The organism is uncultured Bacteroides sp. (genome assembly GCF_910586915.1).
Taxonomy (GTDB): Bacteria; Bacteroidota; Bacteroidia; order Bacteroidales; family Bacteroidaceae; genus Bacteroides.
In genome coordinates this window covers 61,615-84,746 of the sequence record NZ_CAJULN010000012.1, presented here as the reverse complement: position 1 = coordinate 84,746, position 23,132 = coordinate 61,615, and the positions used below count along the sequence as shown (strand labels likewise).

Annotated in this window: 12 protein-coding genes; 10 read left to right on the top strand and 2 right to left on the bottom strand. The window is 48.4% G+C overall.

Annotation, left to right across the window (positions count from 1 at the left end; all coding sequences use genetic code 11):
* From QZ331_RS06800 to QZ331_RS06755, 10 genes are all read left to right on the top strand, one after another.
* On the top strand, nt 1-701 hold a 701-nt coding region (locus tag QZ331_RS06800), incomplete at its 5' end, for a lysylphosphatidylglycerol synthase transmembrane domain-containing protein (RefSeq protein WP_294629199.1).
* A 30-nt stretch (nt 702-731) separates the two neighbouring features.
* Nucleotides 732-2,189 carry an aminoacyl-histidine dipeptidase gene (locus tag QZ331_RS06795; protein WP_294629198.1) on the top strand — a complete coding sequence of 486 codons (1,458 nt, stop codon included), beginning with the start codon at nt 732-734 and terminating at the stop codon, nt 2,187-2,189.
* 1,063 nt (nt 2,190-3,252) lie between these two features.
* Nucleotides 3,253-8,889 carry an alpha-2-macroglobulin family protein gene (locus QZ331_RS06790; RefSeq protein WP_294629197.1) on the top strand — a complete coding sequence of 1,879 codons (5,637 nt, stop codon included), beginning with the start codon at nt 3,253-3,255 and terminating at the stop codon, nt 8,887-8,889.
* A gap of 202 nt (nt 8,890-9,091) precedes the next feature.
* Nucleotides 9,092-10,159 (top strand): DUF1573 domain-containing protein, encoded by a 1,068-nt coding sequence (locus QZ331_RS06785; RefSeq protein ID WP_294629196.1) that lies wholly within the window; start codon nt 9,092-9,094, stop codon nt 10,157-10,159.
* A gap of 14 nt (nt 10,160-10,173) precedes the next feature.
* Nucleotides 10,174-11,271 carry a methylmalonyl Co-A mutase-associated GTPase MeaB gene (gene meaB, locus QZ331_RS06780; RefSeq protein ID WP_294629195.1) on the top strand — a complete coding sequence of 366 codons (1,098 nt, stop codon included), beginning with the start codon at nt 10,174-10,176 and terminating at the stop codon, nt 11,269-11,271.
* Nucleotides 11,272-11,400: 129 nt separating this feature from the next.
* A complete protein-coding gene (locus QZ331_RS06775) occupies nt 11,401-15,432 on the top strand; it encodes a glycoside hydrolase family 2 TIM barrel-domain containing protein (protein WP_294629194.1) in 4,032 nt (1,343 codons plus the stop codon).
* 411 nt (nt 15,433-15,843) lie between these two features.
* Entirely contained in the window at nt 15,844-16,695 is an 852-nt protein-coding gene (locus QZ331_RS06770) for an AAA family ATPase (RefSeq protein WP_294629193.1), read from the top strand.
* A 26-nt stretch (nt 16,696-16,721) separates the two neighbouring features.
* Nucleotides 16,722-17,750 carry a DUF4435 domain-containing protein gene (locus tag QZ331_RS06765; protein WP_294629192.1) on the top strand — a complete coding sequence of 343 codons (1,029 nt, stop codon included), beginning with the start codon at nt 16,722-16,724 and terminating at the stop codon, nt 17,748-17,750.
* A gap of 1 nt (nt 17,751) precedes the next feature.
* The gene (locus QZ331_RS06760) at nt 17,752-19,089 is read left to right on the top strand and encodes a mechanosensitive ion channel domain-containing protein (protein WP_294629191.1); all 1,338 of its coding nucleotides are present in this window, start codon (nt 17,752-17,754) and stop codon (nt 19,087-19,089) included.
* 35 nt (nt 19,090-19,124) lie between these two features.
* Nucleotides 19,125-20,021: an AraC family transcriptional regulator gene (locus QZ331_RS06755; RefSeq protein WP_294629190.1), complete on the top strand. Its 897-nt coding sequence runs from the start codon at nt 19,125-19,127 to the stop codon at nt 20,019-20,021.
* Nucleotides 20,022-20,136: 115 nt separating this feature from the next.
* Here QZ331_RS06755 and QZ331_RS06750 read toward each other — a convergent pair whose 3' ends face one another.
* Complete coding sequence (locus QZ331_RS06750; RefSeq protein ID WP_294629189.1) at nt 20,137-21,576, bottom strand: NADH-quinone oxidoreductase subunit N; 1,440 nt, start codon at nt 21,574-21,576, stop codon at nt 20,137-20,139.
* A gap of 38 nt (nt 21,577-21,614) precedes the next feature.
* Nucleotides 21,615-23,099, bottom strand: coding sequence for an NADH-quinone oxidoreductase subunit M (locus tag QZ331_RS06745; RefSeq protein ID WP_294629188.1), 1,485 nt, complete (start codon nt 23,097-23,099; stop codon nt 21,615-21,617).
* Nucleotides 23,100-23,132 lie beyond the last annotated feature (33 nt).

Below are 23,132 nucleotides of genomic sequence, written 5' to 3'. Positions count from 1 at the left end.
CCAGAATCGGTGAGGTGAGCCGTTGCGGTATATTGGCTAAATATAATAATGTGTCGTTTGCCAAATCATTGGGCACGGTAGTTACCGAGCGGATGATTGATACGCTGACAATCCTTCTGATAACGGGCGGAACCGTATTGTTGCAAATGCCGGTGTTTGTCACTTTCCTTCAACAGACCGGCACGAAGATTCCCTCTTTTCTGCATCTTCTGACGTCTGTTTGGTTTTATATTGTCCTGTTTTGCTTCATCGGAGTGGCGGCGTTGCTCTATTTTTTGAGAAAGACGTTGTTTTTCTATGAGAAGGTGAAAGGCTTTGTGCTTCATATTTGGGAAGGAGTCATGTCTTTGAAAGGCGTGCGCAATATTCCCCTTTTCCTATTCTATACATTTGCCATTTGGGCGTGCTACTTTTTCCATTTCTATTTTACGTTCTATTGTTTTGCCTTTACGGCTCATTTGGGTATGATGGCTGCATTGGTCATGTTTGTCGGCGGTACGTTTGCGGTGGTTGTGCCTACGCCCAACGGAGCGGGGCCGTGGCATTTCGTTATCATTTCGATGTTGATGTTTTACGGCATAAATGAGACGGAAGCAGGAATATTTGCGTTGATTGTGCACGCTATTCAAACCTTTTTAGTAGTTTTGTTGGGCGTATATGGTTTGACGGCGTTATCGTTTGCCGGCAGACAGCGAAAGTGACATCTACTAACACACAAAAATAGATTCGTTATGAGTACAATTCTTTCTTTGGCTCCACAGAATGTGTGGAAGCATTTTTATTCGTTGACTCAGATTCCTCGTCCGTCGGGACATATGGAAAAGGTTACTGACTTTCTGATTGGTTTCGGAAAAGGCTTAGGTTTGGAATCTTTTGTCGACGAAGCGGGCAATGTGATTATCCGCAAGCCTGCCACTCCGGGCATGGAGAACCGCAAAGGTGTGATTCTTCAGGCACATATGGACATGGTTCCGCAAAAGAACAACGATACAGTGCACGATTTTGAAAAAGACCCGATTGAGACTTACATAGACGGCGACTGGGTGAAGGCGAAAGGCACTACATTGGGAGCCGACAATGGAATCGGCGTAGCCGCTATCATGGCGGTGATGGAAGCGAAGGACTTGAAACACGGTCCTTTGGAGGCTTTAATCACTAAGGATGAGGAGACAGGTATGTTCGGCGCATTCGGATTGAAACCGGGCACGGTGAACGGAGAGATTCTTCTGAACCTCGATTCGGAAGACGAAGGCGAGCTGTATATCGGTTGTGCCGGAGGGATGGACGTGACTGCTACCTTAGAATATAAGGAAGTAGCTCCGGAGGAAGGAGATATTGCGGTGAAAGTCACACTGAAAGGATTGCGTGGCGGACACTCCGGTTTGGAAATCAATGAAGGACGTGCCAATGCCAATAAATTGCTGGTTCGTTTTGTCCGTGAAGCCGTTGCAAGTTACGAAGCCCGTTTGGCAAGTTGGGAAGGCGGCAATATGCGCAATGCCATTCCGCGCGAAGCGTGTGCGGTTGTGACGATTCCTGCCGAGAATGAAGAAGAACTGTTGGGCTTGGTGAAATATTGCGAGGAGCTGTTCAATGAAGAGTATGCGGCTGTCGAAACTCCGGTTAGCTTTACGGCAGAACGGGTGGAACTTCCCGCAGGACAGGTGCCCGAAGAGATACAAGACAACCTGATAGATGCGATTTTTGCTTGTCAGAATGGGGTGATGCGTATGATTCCCACTGTGCCCGATACGGTGGAAACTTCTTCTAACCTTGCCATTATTACGATTGGCGGCGGTAAGGCCGAGATTAAGATTCTGGCTCGCAGTTCCAGCGACAGCATGAAAGAGTGTCTTACGACAAGTCTGGAGTCCTGCTTCTCTATGGCAGGAATGAAAGTGGAGCTGACGGGCGGTTATTCCGGTTGGCAGCCTGATGTCAATTCTCCGATACTTCATGCGATGAAGGCGTCCTATAAGCAGCAGTTTGGCGTAGAGCCTGCCGTGAAGGTGATTCATGCGGGTTTGGAATGCGGTATTATCGGTGCCATCATTCCGGGATTGGATATGATTTCCTTCGGACCTACTTTGCGTTCGCCCCACTCGCCGGACGAAAGGGCGTTGATTCCTACCGTGCAGAAGTTCTACGACTTCCTTGTGGCTACGTTGGAACAGACTCCGGTGAAATAAGCAAGCGTTTTTTTCCTATATATAATATAGGTATAGTATAAAGCAGAGAGTGTCTCTTCGTATGGAAGAGATGCTCTCTGTTTTTTTGTGCAGACAAGTAGCGTGTGGGCACGCGGTTGATATAAATCAATAAATGTGCTATAAAACATAGAATACAGCCTTTTTGGAGTATAATGCCTAAACAAAGCCCTTACTTTTGTGTTTTAAAACATATAATAGAAAGGATAACAGAATGAAAAGGTTAAAAAGATTGTTTAGAAAGTTCGGCGAAGCCGACGTACACGTATGGGGATATTCCACAATTTATGCGGTAATTCCCAAACAGAAATAATTTAGTAATTAAAAAAAACAGAAGATTATGGCAAAGAAAATAACTTCTTTAGTAAGAAAAATCCTCAGTGAAGTAGGTCGTAACGAAATGCTTGCGTGGGGATACAGGATTGAAAAATAAGCGAGTGTGTATTCGCTTGATTCATGGTGGGGATATCGTTTTAAGGACGTATCCCCACTTTTTGTATCTGCCGGAAACACAATCTGTTCATCGCCTCTCATCTACCGCATCTTGTGCTGCAAACCATCCGTGGAAAACTTCTTTTCCATTGATTGCAAACTTCTCGTTTGCCGTAGACAAAAATCTTTTTTGTCAATCTCAATCTATAAACGAAGGCTTTGATTATATAAATGCAACCTTCGTTTTTATAATCAAAGCCTTCGTTTATAAAAACGCAACTTGCGTTTATAGTTTGAAATTGGCAAAAAACAGGTTTCTGATAGCTTCCGCGCAACTTTATATCCAATAAGGAATAACTTTATCCCCAATCGTTTAGCCTTGAAGAAGCGGTCTGTTTCCATGAACCGGCTGCGGGAAACAGCACGAAAACCAGCCGTATTGTCATAATAATTGTTATGATAGTACAAATCAATTATATTTATTCAAAAAAAGAGGAAGATTCAGATTTTATTTCTTTACTTTGTTATTCAACGTGAGTTTGATACAAGTGCGTTTACGAGCGGACATTGTTCATACAGGTAAGATTAAAGTGAACTTAAAACAGGAAAGATTATGAAAATAAAGCAGGCGTGTATCATGGTACTGCTTTGCGTGTCGGGAATGATTCCCGCAGTGCAGGCACAAACTTTCGACAGTCTATGGGAAGAGGTACAACAGGCGCAACTGGAACACTTGCCCAAACCGGTAGTCGAAATAACGGACAAAATCTACCGCAAAGCAAAGAAAGAAAAGAACTCCGCACAAATGCTGAAAGCCTATATGTGGAAGATGGATGTCCAGGGAGGCCTGGTGCCGGACAGTATCTATTCCTATCTGAAAGGACTGGAACAATGGGCGGAGCAGACCACGACTCCTCCGATGGATCGCGCCATCTTGCACTCTCTGATAGCAGACATCTACGCAGGCTATGCCGCCAATAACCGGTGGGCACTCCGCCAGCGAAAAGAAATCGTAGGAGAAGCCCCCGCCTCTGATATGCGCGAATGGACAGCGAATATGTTTGTCGAAAAAGTACGTACAAACGTAAAGGAAGCATTGGCCGATTCGGTGTTGCTGCTCAAGACTTCCTCGCGCACCTATGTCCCTTTCGTTCTGCTGGCCAAGTATAGCGAATACTACCACCACGATATGTATCATCTGCTGGCTTCCCGTGCCGTCCAATCGCTGAACCGGATAAAGACTTTGGAACGTGCCATCTTCAACGACACCATACCGTCGCCCGTGAAACAGGACATCGCCGATATCTACAAAAACATGATGGCCACCTATAAGAGTGCCGCCATGAAAGAAGGCTACATCCTCACCGCACTCGACTATTTGAAATGGAAAAGCGATACATACGGAGAAGGCACATACCTCTCAGCTTTGAATGCGTTGAAAAACGAGCATACGTCGTCCTCTTCCGTCAGTGCGGAAATCTATTTGGCACAAGCCCGCTACGCCTGCGAAAAAGAACGGCAGACCGAAGCCTTGCAGCTCTGCGACGAAGCCATTCGCCTTTATCCCTCTTACTACAGGATAAATGCCGTGAAGGATTTCCGCGAAGAGATTTTATCCCCTTTTCTCGAAGTCAATACAGCACGGCAGGTTTTTCCCCATGAGGAGATTAATCTGAATGTTGCACATAAGAACCTGGACGGATTCACCATACAACTCTATCAGGCGAAGAAAAAAGTGAAAGAACAGCACTACTCCCTTTCCCGACCGAAGGATTACCGCAGGCAAGACACTGTGTTCACCTTCAAGGCTCCCGACCTCGGAGCGTATGTGATGTGTATCGTGCCCGATGACTGTACGGAGGAGAGCCACGAATACGATTTCACCGTAACGCGATTCAGGGTGCTCTCGTCCTGTCTGCCCGAGAATCAATATGAAGTAGTGGCGTTGAACGGACAAACCGGACATCCCATTCCCTATGCTAAAATCACACTCCATGACCATACAAAGAAAGTGCTGCAAGAATATACGGCCGGTAAAGACGGCAAAGTCAGATTTCCCTGGAAGTCTGAATACAGTTATTTGAAAGCCTCGAAAGGAGCGGATACCTCTATGAAGCCACAGTACATTTATGGTGGAGGTTTCGGACTTTACGGCGATACGAATAAAAAAAACGAAAGGGTGACGCTGCTGACCGACCGTTCCCTATATCGTCCCGGTCAGACCGTCTATGTAAAAGGTATTGCCCACATACAAGGTTCCGATACGGCAAACGTGCTGACCGACAAAAACTACACAGTCGTCTTATTGGATGCAAACAATCAGGAAGTGGGGAAGAAATCCGTACGCACCAACGGCTTCGGCTCGTTTACCGCCGACTTCGCATTGCCTTCGGTATGCCTCAACGGAACGTTCTCTTTGCGGGTGGGAGAAAACTGGAAAGAAATCCGCGTGGAAGAATACAAACGCCCGACATTCGACATCATTATCGAAAAGCAGACGGAAAGCTACAAGCTCGGAGATGAAGTACAGGTGAAAGGAAAGGTGCAGTCGTATAGCGGTGTGCTGCTCCAGGACCTTCCGGTGAAATATACCATACAACGCTCCGTCTACAGTTTTTGGAGAGTTTCCGACTTTACGCAGATTGCCTCCGGCGAAGTGATTGCCGACGCGAATGGGGAGTTCACGATTCCGGTCCGCTTGGAAGAGCGCGCCGCTTATAAGGACAATGATAAAATACACTATCAATATACCGTTGAAGTCACCGCTACCAACGTGGCAGGCGAGACACAGTCGTCTACGGAGATGATTTCGGCAGGCACACGCTCGTTGGTACTGCAAATGGAACTGAAAGAGAAAACGTGCAAGGATGCTCCGTTTGCTGTGGAGTTTAATGCATGGAATCTCAACCGGCAACCTGTGGAAATAAAAGGAAACTATGCGCTGTATGCGGCCAAAGACGCAAACTTCAAGCAGTTGGAAGAGCATCCGGTGGCAACAGGAACTTTTGCTTCCAACGAGCAGACAACGCTCAACTGGCAGCATATCCCCTCGGGGGCGTATGTACTCAAAGCATCGGCGAAAGACAACCAGGGCAAGGAAGTGACGGCAGAGACCCGTACCATCCTTTTTTCACAGCAAGACAAGCGTCCGCCCGTGCCCTCTGCCGTATGGCTCTACCAGCAGAACGTACAGTTCGACGCCACGCATCCGGCAATATTCTATTTCGGAACTTCGGAGAAGGACGCGTATGTGATGATGAATGTAGTCAACGGCAACAAACTGTTGGAAAGTAAGGCACTCAAACTCTCCGATGAGATTCTCCGCTTCGAGTATCCCTATCGGGAAAACTACGGCGACGGTATTTTTGTCAATCTCTGTATGGTGCGAAACGAACGAATCTACGAAGAACAGATTCGGATAGAGAAACGGATGCCGGACAAGAAACTGGCGATGAAGTGGGAGGTATTTCGCGATAAACTGCGTCCCGGACAGAAGGAAGAGTGGAAACTGACGGTTAAGACACCACAAGGACAAGCCGCCGATGCGGAGATGTTGGCTACGATGTATGATGCTTCACTTGATAAAATCTGGAATCACCGTCAGGATTTTCAGATTCATTATAGACGGTTGGTGCCTTCTTTTTATTGGATGAAGGGATATCCGGGAAACAATTTATTCCATTATCAGTGGAAGAACAATTGTTTTTCAGTGCCGTCGATGGAATACGACAGTTTCTCGATTTTGAGCGGAGTAGGTATATTGACATATACAATGTCGGGGGCTTTGGTATCCCGAAGTGCTCCGGTGGAAGTGAAATATGTACCGGCTTTGGCCTCCAAAGCAGCCGGTAATGGAATCTTGGAAGTCGTATCGGATTCAACCGACGAGCTTGGCGCATGGGAAGAGGAAATGCTTCCCGATGCTCCCGCCGACCTGCGTACGAATCTTTCCGAAACAGCCTTCTTCTATCCCCAACTCCGTACGAACGAGCAAGGAGAGGTATCCTTCTCATTCACCATGCCCGAAAGTCTGACGCGCTGGAACTTCCGTGGTTATGCCCACACAAAGGGAATGCTGACGGGAATACTGGATGGCGAAGCCACTACCAGTAAGGAATTCATGCTCACTCCCAATCTGCCGCGTTTCGTGCGCGTAGGCGATAAGACCTCTGTAGCGGCTTCCGTCTCCAACATGACTGACAAGCCGCAAACCGGAACGGTAAGCATGATGCTTTTCGACCCGGCGACGGAAAAGGTAATCGAGACGCAGACAGAGAAATTCACCGTTGAAGCAGGAGGGACGATTGGCGTGAACTTCCTGTTTGCTGTCAGTGACAAGTACGAAGTGGTAGGATGTCGGATGATTGCCGATAGCGGCACATTCAGCGACGGAGAACAGCAGTTGCTTCCTGTGCTCAGCAACAAAGAACATTTAGTGGAAACCCTCCCGATGCCCGTACGCGGAGAAGAAACCCGCATCTTCCCGCTCAATCATCTGTTCAATCGGCACAGCAAGACGGCAACCGACCGTAAGTTGACAGTCGAATTCACCGGGACTCCTGCCTGGTATGCCATTCAGGCCTTGCCGGCTTTGAGTCTTCCCACGGACAACAATGCCATTTCGTGGGCTACCGCCTATTATGCGAACACATTGGCTTCTTATATTATGAACAGTCAGCCGCGCATCAAGGCAGTGTTCGATAGCTGGAGACTTCAGGGAGGAACGAAAGAAACCTTTCTCAGCAACCTGCAAAAGAATCAGGAAGTGAAGAATATCCTGTTGTCCGAATCGCCGTGGGTGCTCGAAGCGCAAACCGAAGAACAACAGAAAGAACGCATCGCCACACTGTTTGATTTGAACAACATCCGCAACAACAACATCGCCGCCTTGACACGATTGAAGGAATTGCAGAATTCCGACGGTACATGGTCATGGTATAAAGGTATGAACGGTAGTACTTACGTCACCGCCTATATTGCCGAACTCAACGCCCGCCTTGCCTTGTTCACAGGCGGGAAGTTGAGCGGAGTCGCATACGCTTTGCAGGCAAATGCATTGAAATCCCTCCATCAGTCGGCTTTGAAAGAGTATGAGGAGATTCTGAAAATGCAGCGAAAAGGGGCGATATTGCGGGGTGTATCAGGCAATATCCTGCATTATCTGTATATTATAGCCATCTCCGGCGAGCAAGTTCCTGCCGCAAACAAGGAAGCATACGCTTATTACCTCTCCAAAGTAAAAGAACTTCTTGCTTCGACTTCGATGAGTACGAAGGCTACTGCCGCTATCGTGCTTGACAAAGCCGGATATAAAAAAGAAGCACAGCAGTTTGTCGCCTCCCTGAAAGCCCATCTGACAAAGACGGACGAACAGGGTATGTTCTTCGCCTTCAACGAGAATCCTTATACCTGGGGCGGAATGCAGATGCAAGCCCACGTAGACGTAATGGAAGCATTGGAAATGGTTGGCGGCAATGCTGAGACGGTAGAAGAGATGAAACTCTGGCTGCTCAAACAGAAACAGACACAGCAATGGAACTCTCCGGTGGCTACCGCAGACGCCGTGTATGTACTCTTGATGAAAGGTGTCGACCTGCTTGGTAATCAGGGAGACGTGCGCATCACGCTTGGCAATGAAGTACTGGAAACAGTTTCACCAAGCAAGACTACCGTCCCGGGATTGGGATACGTCAAGCGTTCGTTCACAGAGGAAAGCGTGGTGGAGGCTCGTAAAATTAAAGTGGAAAAGAGAAATCCGGGCATTGCCTGGGGGGCTGTATATGCGGAATACGAATCGCCGATAAGCGACGTGAAACAACAAGGCGGTGCGTTGAATGTGCAGAAGCAATTGTACGTGGAACGTACAGTGAACAATACTCCGCAACTGCATCCCGTCACATCAAAGACGGTGCTTCAAGTAGGAGATAAAATCGTTTCGCGTTTGAGCATCCGTACAGACCGTGCAATGGACTTCGTACAATTGAAAGACCAGCGTGGCGCGTGCTTCGAACCCATCGGCAACTTGTCCGGCTATCGCTGGAACGGCGGAATCGGTTACTATGTAGACATCAAAGACGCTTCCACCAATTTCTTCTTCGACCATCTCGGAAAAGGAGTCTATATACTGGAATACAGCTATCGCGTGAACCGCACAGGAACTTATGAGACGGGACTGGCCACTATGCAATGTGCCTATGCGCCTGAATATGCGTCTCATTCCGCCTCAACGACCGTAATTGTCGGCAAATAAAAGCAGCAACCGGGCAGGGATTGTATGGTTCTCAATCAACCGTGAACCATACAATCCCTGCTTCATTACCAATGAAAAATTCCCTTCCACCGTAGTAAATATTTGATAAACTACTTTCGTCAATCTGTGTTAATCTGTGTAATCTGTGGTGAGAAACTCATCTAAAACAATTACATTTGTGCACCAAAATAAATTATATCGCATGAAACGTAGTCTGTTATCTATATTATTTCTGCTGACTGTCGCTTTGGCCTCCGTTGCTCAGCCTCGTATCTCTTCCAATAAAGAGACCCATAACTTTGGACAAATAGAGTGGAAACGCCCGGTGACAGTGGAATATACAATCACCAATACGGGTAACCAGCCGTTGGTGCTTACCAATGTCACTACTTCCTGTGCCTGCTCCGTCGCCGACTGGACGAAGGAACCGATTGCTCCGGGAGGAAAAGGCAAGGTAAAGGCTTCTTTCGACGCGAAGGCTTTGGGACATTTTGAGAAATCGGTCGGGATATACAGCAATGCTACTCCGAATTTGGTTTATCTCAAGTTTGCCGGAGAAGTGGTGCAGGAAGTGAAGGATTACACAAAGACCCTTCCCTATGCCATTGGCAATATACGTATGGATTGCGACGAGTTTGCTTTCCCCGATGTTTATCAGGGGCAGAAGTCTACGCTCACTTTCAATATAGCCAATCTGTCCGACCGCCCCTATGAGCCGGTATTGATGCATCTGCCTCCTTATCTCAAAATGGAAGCGGAGCCTAAAGTCCTCTTGAAAGGCAAGAAAGGAACAGTCAAACTGACGTTGGACGCCGGATTGTTGAAAGATTATGGATTGACACAGACATCTGTCTATCTTTCCCGTTTCTCGGGCGACAAGGTGAGCGAGGATAACGAAATACCTGTTTCAGCCGTTCTTCTTCCCGACTTTTCGCGTATGACGGCTGCGGATTCGCTGAATGCTCCTTCCATGCACATCTCGGAAACCAATATCGACCTGAGTGTGCCGTTGATTAAGAAAGAAAAGGTCAACTACGAAATATTGATTGCCAATGCGGGAAAATCTCCGTTGGTTATTAGTAAATTGCAGGTGTTCAATTCATCGGTAGGTGTGAGCCTGAAGAAAAAAATGGTTCCGCCGGATGGAATGACCAAACTGAAAGTGACGATTCGCAAGCGTGATGTGGGCAATAAGAAACATCATTTACGTATTCTGATGATAACGAACGACCCGATACGCCCGAAAGTTGAAATCAATATCAAACGCTAAACAATCTTACGGTCATGGAACATCCTGAAAATAGTGAAGAGTACAAGGGGCTTGTTGTCAATAAAGGCATCGAACAGCCTTCGTCTGTGAATCCTTACTTGAAGCGGAAGTCCAAAAGACGTCAGCTTTCGGTAGCCGAATTTGTGGAGGGTATCATAAAAGGCGATGTCACTATATTGAGCCAAGCCGTCACACTGGTGGAAAGTGTGAAGCCCGAACATCAGGCTGTAGCCCAGGAAGTGATAGAGAAGTGCTTGCCCTATTCCGGCAATTCCATCCGGGTAGGTATCAGTGGGGTTCCCGGCGCAGGAAAGAGTACGTCAATAGATGTTTTCGGATTGCACATACTTGAAAAAGGGGGAAAATTGGCTGTACTTGCCATCGACCCCAGCAGCGAGCGCAGTAAAGGGAGCATCTTAGGAGATAAGACACGCATGGAAAAACTCTCCGTACATCCTAAATCATTCATCCGCCCCAGCCCGTCGGCAGGTTCATTGGGCGGTGTGGCACGCAAGACCCGTGAGACGATTGTGCTTTGTGAAGCTGCCGGATTCGATAAGATTTTTGTGGAAACCGTTGGTGTGGGACAAAGCGAAACGGCGGTTCATTCAATGGTGGATTTCTTTCTGCTGATTCAGTTGGCGGGAACAGGAGATGAATTGCAAGGTATCAAGCGCGGCATTATGGAAATGGCGGACGGTATTGTGATAAATAAGGCCGACGGAGACAATTTGGAACGTGCCAAGTTGGCTGCCAGCCAATTTCGTAATGCATTGCATCTGTTTCCTGCACCCGAATCGGGATGGACACCGCAGGTGTTGACATATTCCGGCTTTTATAATATAGGTGTCAAAGAAGTATGGGATATGGTGTATGCTTATATCAACTTCGTAAAAGAGAACGGTTATTTCGATTATCGCCGCAACGAACAAAGCAAATATTGGATGTACGAAAGCATCAACGAGCAGTTGCGCGACAGCTTTTATCATAATCCGAAGATTGAAGCAATGCTTCAAGAGAAAGAGCGTCAGGTATTGCAAGGCAACCTGACTTCGTTTATTGCTGCCAAAAGTTTGCTTGATACTTATTTCGATAATTTATCTCTAAGATAGAGAAAATACGTTAAAAAAATCATTGTTCATATAGGATAATGTGCTTTTTGTGTGTATTTACTATTAGAGCGAAAAGGCATGAAGATGCAACAGCGACATGAATAATTTTCTATTAACTAAAATACCTTTATGAACAAAACCTTGTTAACTGGTCTTTTGTGTTGTGTTCTGACGACACATAGTTATGCAGACCAACCGTTAGAAGGATTCACTTATGCTTCGGCAAGTGCTCCGACAGGAAAAGAGTGGGAATCTCCCGAAAATCTTGCATTGAATAAGGAACAGCCGCGTGCTTATTTCTTCTCGTTCCAGGATGTGGAGAGTGCCCGCAAAGTATTGCCCGAACACAGTAAGTTCTGGCAATCGCTCAATGGCGACTGGAAGTTTCATTGGGCTCCCGACCCCGATTCACGTCCGAAGGATTTCTACCGGACGGATTTTGACGTTGCTTCATGGGATGTGATTCCCGTACCTTCAAACTGGAATATCTATGGCCTACAGAAAGACGGTAGCCAAAAGTACGGTACACCTATCTATGTCAATCAGCCCGTTATCTTTAAGCATACAGTGAAAGTAGACGACTGGCGCGGAGGAGTGATGCGTACTCCGCCTGCCAACTGGACTACGTATAAAGCCCGCAATGAAGTAGGCTCCTTCCGTCGCGATTTCGATATACCGCAAGATTGGGACGGACGCGAAATCTACATCAGTTTTGACGGCGTGGATTCTTTTTTCTACCTGTGGATAAACGGCAAGTATGTAGGTTTCTCCAAGAACTCGCGCAACACTGCCAATTTTAATATTACTCCCTATCTGCAAAAAGGAAAGAACACGGTAGCTGCCGAAGTGTATCGTAGTTCCGACGGCTCCTTTCTTGAAGCGCAAGATATGTTTCGTCTGCCGGGTATCTTCCGCACGGTAGCTCTCTATTCGGTTCCCAAAGTACACTTCCGTGACCTGGTGGCTACACCGGATTTGGATGCGGCTTATACGGACGGTTCTTTGACCATCAAGGCCGACATCCGCAATTTGGACAAGAAGGCAGTAAAAAACTATAAAGTGCATTATTCATTGTATGCCAACAAACTCTATTCCGACGAGAATACGCTGATAGACGATGTGCTGTCTTCTGTCATTGAGAAAATAGAACCGAGCCGGATAAGTGCGGTGGAGACTGTTTTCCGTGTAAAAGCTCCGAATAAATGGTCGGCGGAATTTCCTTACCGCTACACACTTGTAGCCGAACTGAAAGATAAGAAGGACAGGACTATCGACCGGATATCCACTATCGTTGGGTTCCGTAAGGTAGAAATCAGGGATACACCTGCATCGGAAGATGAATTCGGGCTTGCAGGCCGCTACTATTACATCAACGGCAAAACAGTCAAACTGAAAGGAGTGAACCGCCACGAATCCAATCCGGAGGTAGGACACGCCGTTACCCGTGAGATTATGGAAAAGGAGGTTATGCTGATGAAGCGTGCCAACATCAATCATGTGCGTAATTCGCATTATCCGGACGATCCTTATTGGTATTTCTTATGCAATAAGTACGGTATTTATCTGGAAGATGAGGCGAATATCGAATCGCACGAATATTATTACGGTGCTGCTTCCCTCTCGCATCCGGCAGAATGGAAGAATGCACACGTGGCACGCGTGATGGAGATGGTGCACGCGAATGTCAACAATCCGTCTATCGTCATTTGGTCGTTGGGCAACGAGGCCGGACCGGGTAAGAACTTTGTAGCTGCTTATGATGCGTTGAAACAGTTCGACTTGTCGCGCCCCGTACAGTATGAGCGCAACAATGACATTGTGGATATGGGCTCCAACCAATACCCCTCTATCGGTTGGGTGCGCGGCGCAGTCAAAGGAAAATATGACATTAAGTATCCTTTCCATATTTCGGAATATGCCCATTCGATGGGGAATGCCTGCGGTAATCTGATTGATTATTGGGAAGCGATGGAGTCTACCAACTTCTTCTGCGGTGGTGCTATCTGGGATTGGGTAGACCAGTCGATGTATAACTACGACGCAAAGACAGGAATCCGCTATCTGGCTTATGGCGGTGATTTCGGCGATACTCCCAATGACGGACAGTTTGTTATGAACGGAATTGTGTTCGGCGATTTGGAACCGAAACCGCAATACTATGAAGTGAAGAAAGTCTATCAGAACATTGAGGTGAAAGCGATAGACCTTGAGAAAGGTGTTTTTGAAATCTTCAACAAGTATTACTTCAAGAACTTAGCGGACGAATATAGCCTGTTGTGGTCGGTTTACGAAGATGGCAAAGTGATTCAGACAACTTTGAAAGAGGATATCAACCTGGCTCCCCGCCAACGGATGCAATTCTCCTTGCCTTACAACCGCGCTGCATTTAAAAAGGATGCGGAATATTTTGTGAAATTGCAGTTCGTTCTGAAAGCCCCAAGACCCTGGGCTGGCAAAGACTTCGCGATGGCGGAAGAACAAATCCGCGTCAAGGAGGCTACGGAACGTCCGTCTGTCGGTGAAGTGGCAGCCGCTACTGCCACCGGTTCATTAAAGACCCGCATGAATCCGGCTACGAAAAAGATGGAGATAAAAGGAGAAGGGTTCGACCTGACGTTCGATTTGCAAACCGGAAGCCTTTATAACTTGAAATACGGAAATGAAACGGTTATTGCGGACGGAAACGGACCGAAGTTAGACGCTCTTCGCGCTTTCACCAATAACGATAACTGGTTCTATGCTCCGTGGTTTGAACACGGTTTGCATAACTTGAAACACAAACTGGTAGAGTTTACTACTTGCGACAAGGAGAATAAGGTCGTGTTGAGCTTTACCGTAGAGTCGCAGGCTCCGAATGCGGCAAGCATCAAAGGTGGTACAAGTTCCGGCAAAAACAGTATTGTGGAACAGACGGACAGAGTGTTCGGCAGCAATGACTTTAAGTTTATCACCAATCAGGTATGGACGATATATCCGGACGGTTCCGTCGAATTGCAGTCTGGCATTACTTCCAACCGTCCCAGTCTCACATTGCCCCGTCTTGGCTATGTAATGAAAGTACCTCAACAATATGCTAACTTTACTTATTACGGCCGAGGTCCGGCTGATAACTATGCAGACCGTAAAAGCGGTCAGTTCATAGAACGGTACACCAATACGGTGTCAGGTGAATTCGTGAATTTCCCGAAACCTCAGGATATGGGCAATCACGAAGATGTCCGTTGGTGTGCACTGACCAACCAGTCGGGGCAGGGTGCTGTCTTTATAGCTACCGACCGTCTTTCCGTTTCGGCACTTCCGTATTCGGCACTTGATTTGATACTGGCTTCCCATCCTTACCAATTGCCCGAAGCAGGCGATACTTACCTGCATTTGGACTGTGCGGTTACCGGTTTGGGTGGTAACAGTTGCGGTCAGGGCGGTCCGCTTGTTCAGGATAGGGTATTTGCCGGACAGCATACGATGGGCTTTATCATCCGTCCTGCCGGTGGTAAGGATTTGGCGGCTGTTGCCAACGTTGCTCCTGCCGGAGACATTCCGCTGACCATCACACGTACTCCCGCCGGAATGGTAGAACTGTCGTCGGCACGTGAAGATGCTGTATTCTGCTACACCATTGACGGCAGCAAAAAGGTACAGGAATACAAAGAACCTATCTCTTTGCGTAATGGCGGCACAGTGAAAGCATGGTATAAAGACAATAAGAATATCAGTGCCGTGATGAAGTTTGAAAAGATAGAAAGCATCCAGATGCAGGTAGTATACGCCAGCAGTCAGGAATCGGGCGATGGCGATGCTTCCAACCTGGTAGACGGAGACCCGGGCACGATATGGCATACGATGTATTCCGTGACTGTAGCCAAGTATCCGCACTGGGTAGACCTTGACGCTGGTGAAGTGAAAGAAATCAAAGGCTTTACCTACCTGCCGCGTCAGAATGGAAGCAACGGCCATATCAAAGACTACTCCATCCACATCAGCATGGATGGCAAAGAATGGGGCGAACCTGTCAAGAAAGGAACTTTCGAGAATAATTCGAAGGAGAAGAGAGTGATGTTTGACAAGCCGATGAAGGCACGTTACATCCGTTTCACTGCTTTGAGTTCGCAGAACGGGCAAGATTTTGCGTCCGGTGCGGAAATGACTATTTTGGCTAATTAGTATAGGAGCCTGTTTGAGAGAAACAGTTTGAAGTACCGATTTTGAATATAAGGGGAATATACGGATGATTACTGTATATTCCCCTTTTTTGTTGCCCCCTGTTTACCCGCTATTTTCCCTTGCCGTATGACCGGTTTTCAGCGCATATATCTCCTGTTTTTACGGCATATATGTCCTACTTCCAGCATCTATATATCCAATCTCCAGCACATATATCTCCTGCACGCAGCATATATATGCGCTGTAACCTACTGAATATGAGACTGTAATTACGCTGTTTTGCCGGCAGTCGAAGGAGACGGAAATCCTTGTACATTCCAATGCGCAACAACAACCGAAAAAGAAAAAACGGTTGCGGAAGTTGTTTGTCATAGGATTTATATATATTTGCCTTGATTAAAATGGAATATTATGGAACAACAGGCTAATTATATCCGTCGTATCGAGATTCACGGGCTCTGGGAACGCTTTAATATAGGATGGGACTTGCGTCCCGATGTGAACATACTTTCCGGCATCAACGGAGTGGGGAAGACCACCATTCTGAACCGTTCCGTCGGCTATCTTGAAGAACTTTCCGGTGAAATGAAAAGCGATGAAAAGAGCGGGGTGCGCCTGTTTTTTGACAATCCCGAAGCAACCTACATTCCCTACGATGTCATCCGGAGCTACGACCGCCCGTTGATAATGGGAGATTTCACCGCCCGCATGGCAGACAAGAACGTGAAGTCCGAACTCGACTGGCAACTCTACCTCTTGCAGCGCCGCTACCTCGACTACCAAGTCAACATCGGCAATAAGATGATTGAGATGCTTTCGGCCGACAGCGAAGAAGAGCGCCGCAAGGCAGCCACCCTGTCTGTAGCCAAGCGCCGGTTTCAGGACATGATTGACGAACTGTTCAGCTATACCCGCAAGAAGATAGACCGCAAGCGCAACGACATCGCTTTCTATCAGGACGGCGAACTGCTGTTTCCCTACAAACTGTCGTCGGGCGAGAAGCAGATGCTCGTCATCCTGCTCACCGTGCTTGTGCAGGACAACAGCCATTGCGTGCTCTTTATGGACGAACCCGAAGCATCGCTCCACATCGAATGGCAACAAAAACTCATAGCCATGATACGCGAGCTGAATCCGAACGTACAGATTATACTGACCACCCATTCGCCCGCCGTCATCATGGAAGGCTGGCTGGATGCCGTGACGGAAGTGAGCGACATCTCGACAGAAGCGGACGGATTTAAAGCCGCTCCCGTCCATTGACAACAAACCCATCAAACCCTCACTGCATGGCAACTTCATTACGAGACAATCTAACCTCTTCCTACTTCAGCGCAGCCCACAAACTCTATCCGAAGAAGGCTCGCCGGCGCATCATAGCCTACGTGGAGAGTTATGACGACATCGCTTTCTGGCGTACGCTGCTCGAAGAGTTTGAAGACGACGAACACTATTTCCAGGTAATGCTTCCTTCGGCAACCTCCCTGGCCAAAGGAAAGAAGATGGTACTTATGAATACGCTGAACACCGCCGAACTGGGCCGGAGCCTGATAGCCTGCGTAGACAGCGACTATGATTTTCTGCTGCAAGGTGCCACCGGCACTTCCCGCAAAGTCAATCGCAACAAATACATCTTCCAGACCTACACGTATGCCATCGAAAACTACCACTGCTTTGCCGAAAGCCTGCATGAAGTATGCGTGCAGGCCACGTTGAACGACCGCTTCATCTTTGACTTCGAGACCTACTTGAAGAGGTATTCCGAAATCGTCTACCCTCTCTTTCTGTGGAATGTGTGGTTCTATCGCCAACGGGATACCCATACGTTTCCGATGTACGACCTGCACACCTGCACCGCCTTGCGCGAAATCACTCTCAAGCATCCCGAAAGGAGCCTGGAAGCCTTGCGGCAGCGTGTCGCTCAGAAACTGTCGGAACTCAGGAAACGCTTCTCCCGCAATATCGGGCAGGTGGATGCATTGGGCACCGAACTGAAGGAGTTGGGACTCATCCCCGAGACTACCTATCTCTATATGCAAGGGCACCACGTGATGGACAATGTAGTGATGAAACTGCTCCTTCCGGTCTGTACGGTGTTGCGCCGCGAGCGTGAGCAGGAGATTAAACGCCTCGCCGAACACGACAAGCAATTCAGAAACGAACTGACTTGCTATCAGAACAGCCAGGTGAGTGTTGAAATCATGCTGAAGAAGAACGTCGCTTACAAGCGGCTGTTGCATTACAACTGGCTGAGGAAAGATATAAGCCAATATTTGGGACAAGAAAAAACAATGAACCACATACAAACCGAAAGATAATATGTTTATAGAAGAAGGAAAAAAGACCATCGAAATGCTTCCCGCTGCATTGGTAGAACAGGAAGCCGGCAGTGCGCTGATGCAGAATGTGAACGAAGCCTTGCAGACGGTGGGGATGGATGAAACTCTGGCAGATAAGGCAGACAATTTTGTCGTACTGCTGCTTATTGTTGCTGTGGCATTGCTTGCCAATCTGATTTGCCGCAAGATAATTCTGAACACCGTGTCCAAACTGGTGAAACAGACGAAAGCCACCTGGGACGATATCGTGTTCAACGATACGGTGCTGTCGAACGTCAGCCGCATGGTGGCGCCGCTATTGATTTATATCGCCATCCCTGTCGCCTTCCCCGAACATATCGATTCCGCCCTGCTCGATTTCTTTCGCAGGCTTTGCGAGATTTATATACTTGCCGTCTTTCTGCGCTTTGTAAGTGCGCTGTTCACTGCCGTCTATTTGGTATATAGTGAAAAGGAGCAGTACAAAGACAAACCTTTGAAGGGACTTTTGCAGACGGCGCAGGTGATTCTTTTTTTCATAGGCGGCATTGTCATCATCAGCATCCTGATAGAGCAAAGTCCCGTCGCACTGCTGACAGGACTCGGAGCTTCCGCCGCCGTGCTGATGTTGGTTTTCAAAGACAGCATCATGGGCTTTGTCTCCGGTATCCAGCTCTCCGCCAACAATATGCTGAAAGTGGGCGACTGGATTACGATGCCCAAGTACGGAGCCGACGGCACGGTGATAGAAGTGACGCTGAACACCGTGAAGGTGCGCAACTTCGACAATACCATCACCACCATCCCGCCTTACCTGCTGGTTAGCGATTCGTTTCAGAACTGGCAGGGGATGCAGGAGTCCGGCGGCAGGCGTGTGAAACGCTCGGTCAACATCGATATGACGAGCGTGTGTTTCTGCACTCCGGAGATGTTGGAGAAGTTCCGCAAGATACAACTGCTGAAAGCATATATCGACGAGAAGGAAAAGGCCCTCGATGCTTACAACAAAGAGCTGGCGATTGACGATTCGGTATTGGTAAACGGCCGCCGCCAGACCAATTTGGGCGTGTTCCGTGCCTATCTGACCAACTATCTGAAGAGCCTGCCCGCCGTCAACCGGGACATGACTTGCATGGTACGCCAGCTCCAACCTACCGAGACGGGTCTTCCGCTGGAGCTCTACTTCTTTTCGGCCGACAAAGTGTGGGTCAACTACGAAAGCATCCAGGCAGATGTTTTCGACCACGTGCTTGCCATCATTCCCGAATTCGGCCTGCGCGTATTCCAAAATCCCTCAGGTGCCGACCTGCACCGCATGGGAGTAAAGATAGAACACTGATACATTTACCATCCACCCAATAAACCGCTTATCGTATGAGTACCTCTTTATCCAGTCAGATTATCCGTGAAATAACTCCTTTGTCGGACAAGGATTGTTTTTATATTGCCGAACGCTATAAAACAGAGTTTACTTATCCCATTCACCACCATTCCGAGTTCGAATTGAACTTTACGGAAAAGGCGGCGGGTGTAAGACGGATTGTAGGAGACTCTTCTGAGGTGATAGGCGATTACGACCTGGTGCTGATAACGGGCAAAGACCTCGAGCACGTCTGGGAGCAGAACGAATGTCACTCCAAAGAGATACGCGAGATAACGATACAGTTCTCGTCCGACCTCTTCTTCAAGAGTTTCATCAACAAGAACCAGTTCGACTCCATTCGCCGGATGCTGGAGAGGGCACAAAAAGGACTCTGTTTCCCGATGGCTGCCATTCTCAAGATTTATTCGCTGTTGGATACGCTGGCTTCCGAGAAACAGGGCTTTTATGCGGTCATCAAGTTTATGACCATTCTCTACGAACTCTCTTTGTTCGACGAGCAGTCCCGCACATTGGCCAGTTCGTCGTTTGCCAAGATTGACGTTCACTCAGACAGCCGCCGTGTGCAGAAGGTGCAGGAATACATCAATACCCATTACCAGGAGGAGATTCGTCTGGGGCAGTTGGCAAGCCTGGTGGGTATGACGGATGTATCATTCAGCCGTTTCTTCAAGTTGCGCACGGGAAAGAATCTCTCCGACTATATCATCGACATCCGTCTCGGTTTCGCTTCCCGTCTGTTGGTCGATTCCACCATGTTGATAGCCGAAATCTGCTACGATTGCGGTTTTAATAACCTTTCCAATTTCAACCGTATCTTCAAGAAGAAAAAAGAGTGTTCGCCCAAAGAGTTTCGTGAGAACTATCGGAAGAAGAAGAAACTGATTTGATAAAGAGGGCTTGCTAATGTCATTGACTGATTTTCGCCACGGATTAGTACAGATTTCTTTCTTAATACTCAATAATCAAGTTAAATAATCTGTGTTAATCCGTAGCAATCCCGAACTACATCCCGAACGAGAACTTGTCGATAGATTGATAAATAACGCTTGCAATACCCAGTCCGATGACGCCCAATGCACAGAGCACCAGTCCCCACCGGGTGCAACCGTCGCTGCGGAAGGTAGGAATCGGATGGTCGGAAGGAGTGATGTACATCGCTTTCACAATCAGTAGGTAGTAGTAGAGTGAAATCACCGTGTTTGCCAGTGCGATGAATACCAGCAGATGGAAACCGGCGTCGAAGGCCGCCATAAAGATGAAGAACTTCGAGAAGAATCCGGCGAAGGGCGGGATACCTGCCAACGAGAAGAGCGACAACGTCATCAGGAAAGCAATCTTCGGGTTCGTCTTGTAAAGTCCTGCATACTCTTCGAGGGTGAACTTATGGCTGCGCAGGGCGATAATCGTGATAACGGCAAACACACTGAGGTTTGCCACCGCATACACTAACACGTAATAGACCAACGCCGTCATCCCCTGTGCCGTGCCGCCGATAACACCAAGCATGATATATCCTGCCTGCGAGATGCTGGAGAACGCCATTAGTCGTTTCAAGTTCTGCTGACGGATGGCAAAGATATTGGCGATGGTGATGGAGACGATGATTACCCAGTAGAGCACCTCCTGCCAGTCGTCCACCATCGGGGCGAAGATCTTGATAAGAATGGTCAGCAATACAAAAGCTGCCGCCCCTTTGGAGACAACGCTCAGATAGGCGGTGACTGCACTCGGCGCACCCTCGTAGACATCCGCTGTCCACAGATGGAACGGAACGAGCGACAGTTTGAACGCCATCCCCGTGAAGAAGAAGACAAACGCCATGATTTGCAACGGGTCGCCGATGATGCGTGCGGGAAGGTCGTCAAAGTAGAGCGTTCCCGTGGAGCCGTAAATCATCGACAGGCCGAACAGCAGCAAGGCACTGGAGAAAAGCGCGGTAAGAATAAACTTCGCGCCGGCCTCGGCAGAGTGATGGCGGTATTTGTCGAAAGCAATCAGTGCGGCGAGAGGTACGGAAGCCGTCTCCAGCCCGATGAAGAACATCAGGAAGTGTCCGGCGGAAATCATGAGATACATACCGAACAGGGTAGAGAGCGTCAGCACGTAGAACTCTCCCTGCTTGAAAGAGGTATCTTCGCGTTTCATCCATTCGTGCGCCATCAGAAAAACAATCAGCGTACTAACGTTAAGGACAGACTTCACCACCGTGTGCATCGGCACATAGTGGTACATACCGCCGAAAGCATCGGTGGCAGTTGCCGGAAAGAGGTTGATAGCCGTGTGTACAACCATCAGTAAGACGGGAAGCAAGGTATTCAACCGTGCCTTTCCGTCGTTTTTGTGTGCATCCGGACTCATGAAGAGGTCGGCCAAGAACAGCACTATCAGCACTGCCACCAGCGACAGCTCTTCGCGCATATATAGAAATTGTGAATAATCCATGAGGTTGATTTACTATTTTACGATTAACGGTTTACAGTTCAGGGTATCAGTTGCGAGACAATCGGCAATACACTTTCGCCAATCATATGGCTCACCCAGAAAGGAGCCATACCCAGCCCGGCTACGCAGGCGATGAGGCAGATGACGGCTACGCGTTCGTCCCAAGTAGCATCGGTCAGCGTGAGGTGGTGTCGGTTGGTACACGTTCCGTACAGAATCTTACCTATCAGGCGCAAGATGTAGACTGCCGTAATCACGATGGAAGAGCAGGCAATGATGGTGAGCGTGCGGTGGAAGAGGTCGTTGTTCTCGAACGAGCCGACGAAGATAGTCATTTCGGCCACAAAGCCGCTCAGTCCCGGCAAGCCGAGGTTGGCAAGGCCCGCAATGACGTAGCATACGCTGAGGAAAGGCATAATCTTCATCAGCCCCGACAGCTCGCGGACATCACGTGTGTGCGTACGTCCGTAAATCATACCGATAAGGGCGAAGAAGAGCGCGGTCATCAATCCGTGCGAAAGCATCTGGAGAATGGCGCCCGTCGCTGCCGTCCGGTTCAGCATGAGGATGGCAAAGAGCACCAGTCCGCAGTGGGAGACCGAAGAGTAGGCGTTGATGTATTTCAAGTCCGTCTGCACACAGGCGGAGAAAGCGCCGTAGACAACAGAGATACCCGTCAGCAGAAGGAATATCCAGGACAACTCGCTGGCAGCTTCCGGCATCAGATAGATGGCGATGCGGAAACATCCGTAGCCACCCAATTTCATCAGCACCCCGGCATGAAGCATCGATACAGCCGTCGGAGCAGACGCATGACCGTCGGGGCTCCACGTATGGAACGGGAAGAGCGCACCCAATACACCGAAACCGAGGAAGGTAAGCGGAAACCAGATGCATTGCTGCTCGACGGGGATGTTGTGCAGCCGGGCGATTTCGAGGATGTTCATGGTAGAAGCCCCCGCACCGAAGTAGATACCGAGGATACCTATCAGCAGAAAGGCAGAACCGCCCATCAGCATCAGCGTCAGCTTCATGGCAGCGTACTCCTTACGTCCCGACCCCCATACGCCAATCAGCAGATACATCGGTATCAAGGCTATTTCGTAGAACATGAACATGGTAAACAGGTCGACAGAGATGAAGAACCCGAACACCCCCATCGACAAGAGAGTAAACCAAAGGAAATACTCTTTGGTAAGCGGTTGCAGGCGCCACGAAGCGAACGTTCCGGTGAATACGATGATGGCAGACAGCAGCAGCATTGCCACCGAAATACCGTCGACCCCCACCGAGTAGGAGATATGTAGCGGTGTATACCACAGAGTATCAACGCGGAAGAGCATTTCCGCCGTGTTGCCGGCACTACGCTCTCCGAGATACATGAACGTGAGCACGACCGAAGCAATCAGAAGCGCCGATGCGCCGGTCAGCATCACCCCCCGGATGGCTTTTATTCCTCGTGCCGCCCAAAGTCCGGCAAGCATCAGCAGGGGGATAAGTACGAATACGGATAAGAAATTCATCTTTATAATGATACGTTTTAACGATTTACAGTT